The sequence below is a fragment of the Variovorax sp. 20P10.2.4 genome, from assembly GCF_058244205.1.
In genome coordinates this window covers 1-4502 of record NZ_JBZAYE010000596.1, presented here as the reverse complement: position 1 = coordinate 4502, position 4502 = coordinate 1, and the positions used below count along the sequence as shown (strand labels likewise).

Annotated in this window: 5 protein-coding genes; 3 read left to right on the top strand and 2 right to left on the bottom strand. The window is 70.9% G+C overall.

What is annotated here, in order from left to right:
* The first annotated feature begins 130 nt into the window (after positions 1-130).
* Positions 131-1108, top strand: a complete 978-nt coding sequence (locus tag AC27VN_RS33800; RefSeq protein ID WP_490879398.1) for a Bug family tripartite tricarboxylate transporter substrate binding protein — start codon at positions 131-133, stop codon at positions 1106-1108.
* 3 nt (positions 1109-1111) lie between these two features.
* Here the strand turns inward: AC27VN_RS33800 and AC27VN_RS33795 are convergent, their stop codons facing one another.
* Positions 1112-1738 carry a helix-turn-helix transcriptional regulator gene (locus AC27VN_RS33795; RefSeq protein WP_057591408.1) on the bottom strand — a complete coding sequence of 209 codons (627 nt, stop codon included), beginning with the start codon at positions 1736-1738 and terminating at the stop codon, positions 1112-1114.
* A gap of 165 nt (positions 1739-1903) precedes the next feature.
* On the opposite strand from AC27VN_RS33795, the gene AC27VN_RS33790 reads away from it, so the two are divergent.
* Complete coding sequence (locus AC27VN_RS33790; RefSeq protein WP_490879397.1) at positions 1904-2812, top strand: amino acid ABC transporter substrate-binding protein; 909 nt, start codon at positions 1904-1906, stop codon at positions 2810-2812.
* A 32-nt stretch (positions 2813-2844) separates the two neighbouring features.
* Entirely contained in the window at positions 2845-3987 is a 1143-nt protein-coding gene (locus AC27VN_RS33785; protein ID WP_490879396.1) for a threonine synthase, read from the top strand.
* Positions 3988-4023: 36 nt separating this feature from the next.
* Here the strand turns inward: AC27VN_RS33785 and AC27VN_RS33780 are convergent.
* Positions 4024-4502: type III PLP-dependent enzyme domain-containing protein (locus tag AC27VN_RS33780; RefSeq protein WP_490879395.1), on the bottom strand; the 479-nt coding region annotated here is incomplete at its 5' end.

The window sequence follows — 4502 nt, the reverse complement described above, 5'->3', positions numbered from 1 at the left end:
GGCCTGGTGGCGGCCGATGCGCACGTGGTGCTGATGCTCACCGCGAGCGCCGCCTGCGACCCGAGCTGGCCCGATCCGCCGGTCTGAGACCGGTTCTTTCTTCCTTCGTCCCTCGTTCACGGAGCACGCGATGCGCCGACGTACCTTCCTTGCCGTTTCATCGGCAGGCGCCCTGCTGGGCGCCACCGGCAACGCCCAGGCGGGCGCCTTTCCCGACCGGCCCGTGAAGCTGGTCGTGCCCTGGGCCGCGGGCGGCAGCACCGATGCCATCGCGCGCGCCATGGCGCAGCGCATGAGCCAGACGCTGGGCCAGTCGGTGATCGTCGACAACCGCCCGGGTGCGGCCGGCCAGATCGGCACCGACGCCGCCGCCAAGGCGCCGCCCGACGGCTACACGCTGGTCATCGTCGAGCTGCCGCATGCGATCGCGCCGGCGGTGACGGCGAAGCTGCCCTACGACCTGCTGCGCGACTTCACGCCGGTGACCATGATCGGCACCTCGCCGCTGGTGCTGTTCGCGGGCATGGACGAGGGCAGCAAGGACTTCCGCAGCTTCATGAAGACGGCCGCCGCGAGCGCCGCGCCGCCCGCGATCGCGCACAGCGGCGCGGGCACCGTGAGCCATCTCGCGGGCGAGCTGCTGGCGCAGCGCTCGAAGATCCGTTTCAACATGGTCCCGTACCGCGGCTCGGCGCCCGCGCTCACCGACGTGGCCGCGGGCACGGTGGCCGGCCATTTCGCGACCCTGGCCAGCGGCTCGAGCCTGGTGGGCGCGCGCCGCATCCGGCCGCTGCTGGTGGCGAGCACGAAGCGTGTGGACATCCCGGGCCTGCAGGGCGTGCCCGCGCTGGCCGAGAGCGGCCTCGCGGGCATGGAGATCGACCAATGGTGGGCGCTGGTCGCGCCCGCCACCACGCCGCTCGAGGTGGTGGAGAAGCTGCGCGCCGAGGCCGTCGCGGCGCTGGCCCATGCCTCGGTGAAGGAGCGCATGTCGGCGCTCGGCGTGCAGCTGCGCGGCTCGACCACCGGCGAGCTGCGTGCCTTCATGCGCGCCGAGGCCGAGCGCTGGCAGCGCGTGGCGCGCGAGATCGGGCTGCAGCCGCAGTAGCTTCTAGCGGGCGTCGCTGTAGACGGTGGCGCGCGACACGCCCATGTGCGCGGCCGCGATCTCGGCGCCGCGGCGGATCTCGAGAAAGCCTTCCTTCTTGAGTTCCTGCACCAGCTGCTTGCGGTCGGCCGGCTTGAGCGAGCGCGGCGTGGTCGCGCGCGCGGCCGCGAAGGCGTCGATGCGCGCATGGATGCGCTCGGACTGGCCGCTGCCCGGCTCGAGGTGCTCGCGCACCTCGCTGTCGTCGATGCGCGTGAACTGCGACATCGCGCTCTGGAAGCTCTGGAACAGGGTCAGGTCCACGTTGAGGCACAGCGCGGCCACGTACTCGCCGTGCTCGTCCTTGATGCCGATCGAGGTGCTCTTGACCTTGCGGCCGTCGGGAAAGGCATTGGCGTAGTTCGCGATCACGGCCGGGAATTCGGGATCGCGGATGCGCGCGAGCCCGAGCTCGGTGACCGACTGGCCGACCTGCCGGCCGCTCAGGCCGTTCTCGATCGCATGGATCGCGTTGTCGGGATTGCGCAGGTCGTGCACCACCACCTCGCAGAAGGGGGCGAAGGTCTGGCCCAGGCCCTCGGCGATGTGGTCGAGCATCTCGAGCAGGTGCTTGTCGGACTTCTTCTTCATGCGGGTGAATGTATCCAGGTCTGGACGAAGCATCCAAACCGCGCGCCAAAACTGTACAAAAAGTATATTAATGGATATATTGTCTGGAACCGCGGTGCCCTCCGGCGGCCGCCTTCGCGGGCGGTGCGCCGACTTCCCTCTTTCTTTCTCTGCTCGGAGAAACCCATGAAGAAGATCCGTCTGGCGTTCCCTGTCCTCGTCCTCTCGCTGCTGGCCGCCGGTGCCGGCCCGGCCTCGGCCGACACCCTGCGCAAGCTCGCCGACAGCGGCCGCATCGCGATGGGCGTGCGCGACTCGGGCGCGCCGCTGTCCTATGCGCTGGGCGCGGGCCGCTACACCGGCTACCACGTCGAGCTCTGCGAGCGCGTGATCGCGGGCCTGCGCGAGGCGCAGCGACTGCCCGCGCTGGCCATCGACTACCAGCCCGTGACCTCGTCGAACCGCATTCCGCTGGTGCGCAACGGCACGGTCGACCTCGAGTGCGGCACCACCACCAACAACGCGGCGCGCCAGAAGGAGGTGGCGTTCGCGCTCACCACCTACGTCACCGAGGTACGGCTCGCGGTGGCCGCGAAGTCGGGCATCGCCTCGATCGCGCAGCTGCAGGGCAAGACGGTGGTCGTGACCTCGGGCTCGAGCGCGGTGAAGACCGCGCGGCTGCACAAGAAGGCGGCCGGCGTCGAGTTCCAGGAGGTCTACGGCAAGGACACGGGCGACAGCTTCCTGCTGCTGCAGACCGGCCGCGCCGTGGCCTGGGTCGACGACGACAACATCCTCGCGGGCAACATCGCGAGCGCGCGCACGCCGGGAGACTTTCGCATCGCGGGCGAGACCTTCGCGGTGGAGCCGATCGCGATCATGCTGCGGCGCGACGACCCGGCCTTCAAGGCCGCGGTCGATGCCCAGCTGCGCCGGCTGATGGCCGACGGCGAGCTCGCGAAGCTCTACGACAAGTGGTTCGTGCAGCCGATCCCGCCGCGCAATGCGGCGCTGAACCTGCCGATGAGCGCCGCGCTGCGCCAGGCGATCGCGGCGCCGAACGACAACCCCTCCGAGGCCTACCAGGCCCGCTGAATCCATTCATCAAGCAACGAAGGACCCGATCCATGCCGAACACCCCGCACTACATCGCCCCCCGCACCGGCCGCACCCACGGCCTGCTCGAGCGCCGCTGGCGCTCCGACGACGGCCACCCGATGATGATCACGCCGCTGCCCGGCATCTCGCGCGACGACATCGACACGCGCGTGCGCTCGCTGTGGCGCTACCGCGCGGCGCTGCCGGTGGCGATCGAGCGGCCCGCGAGCCTGGGCGAGGGCTGCACGCCGCTCGTGCAGAAGCGCTGGGGCGGGCTCGAGCCCTTCTTCAAGCTCGAGTGGTTCAACCCGACCTGCAGCTTCAAGGACCGCGGCGCGGCCGTGATGATGTCCTTCCTGCGTCAGATCGGCGTCGACGCGGTGCTCGAGGACAGCTCGGGCAACGGCGGCGCCGCGATCGCCGCCTCCGGTGCCGCGGCGGGCCTGCGCGTGAAGGTGCTCGCGCCCGCCTACACGCCCGCGCCCAAGGTGGCGCAGATCCGCGCCTTCGGCGCCGAGGTGCAGCTCGTGCCGGGTCCGCGCGAGGCTTCCGAAGAAGAGGCGGTGCGCCAGTCCAGCGAGATCTTCTACGCCAGTCACAACTGGCATCCCTTCTTCCTGCAGGGCACGAAGACGCTGGCCTACGAGCTCTGGGAGGACCTGGGCTTCGAGGCGCCCGACAACGTGATCATCCCGGCCGGCGCGGGCAGCAACGTGCTGGGCTGCCACATCGGCTTCCAGGAGTTGCTCGCGGCCGGGCAGATCCGCCGGCTGCCGCGCATCTTCGTCGCGCAGCCGCTGAACTGCTCGCCGATCGACGCGAGCTTCACGGCCGGCGCCGACACGCTGGTCGAGCGCGCGGTGGCGCCGACCATCGCCGAGGGCACGGCGATCAAGCGGCCGGTGCGGCTGCGCGAGATCCTGCAGGCGCTGCGCGAGACGCGCGGCGGCACGGTCGCGCTGACCGAGGAGCAGATCGCGGCGGCCGTGCGCCGGCTGGCGGCGACAGGGCTCTATGCCGAGCCGACCTCCTCGTCGGCCGCTGCCGCCATCGAACTGCTGGAGCAGCGCGGCGAGATCCGCGCGGGCGAGAAGACGGTGGTGCTGCTGACGGGCACCGGGCTCAAGTCGACGCAGTTCATGACCGAGCTGTTCGCCGGGGCGGCCGGCTGATCGACCGGGCGCCCCGCGTGCGGCGGGGCGTTCGCTTCACCAGCCGTGCAGCCGCGGCCAGGTGCGCAGGCTGCCGTCCTGCGCGAGCGCGTGGTATTCGGGGAACTGGGCGCCGGTCGCGCAGGCATGGTTGGGCAGGATGCGCAGCCGCGTGCCGATCGGGAAGCGTTCAACGATGTCCGCGGCCGTGCCGTCCGCCAGCGACAGGATGCCGTGCTCCTGGTTCGCGCCGCTCAGCACATAGCCTTCGATCGCGCGGCCTTCGAGGTCGCAGGCCTGGCCGTAGCCGAAGTCGTGCTTCTGCTTCGCCGTGCCGCGGTCGCGGCTCATCGCCATCCAGCCCGCGTCGAGGATGGCCCAGCCCTTCTCGGCCTGGTGGCCGATGACGGTGGCCAGCACGCTCAGCGCGATGTCCCCGGGCGCGCAGACGCCGATGTTGTGCATCACGAGGTCGAAGAACACGTAGACGCCGGCCCGTACTTCGGTCACGCCGTCGAGCCGCGCGGCCGACAGCG

What these genes read in the sequence shown, in the direction of transcription:
- AC27VN_RS33785 (WP_490879396.1), top strand. Translation starts at nt 2,845, where the DNA reads ATGCCGAACACCCCGCACTACATCGCCCCCCGCACCGGCCGCACCCAC.
- AC27VN_RS33800 (WP_490879398.1), top strand. Translation starts at nt 131, where the DNA reads ATGCGCCGACGTACCTTCCTTGCCGTTTCATCGGCAGGCGCCCTGCTG.
- AC27VN_RS33795 (WP_057591408.1), bottom strand. Translation starts at nt 1,738, where the DNA reads ATGAAGAAGAAGTCCGACAAGCACCTGCTCGAGATGCTCGACCACATC.
- AC27VN_RS33790 (WP_490879397.1), top strand. Translation starts at nt 1,904, where the DNA reads ATGAAGAAGATCCGTCTGGCGTTCCCTGTCCTCGTCCTCTCGCTGCTG.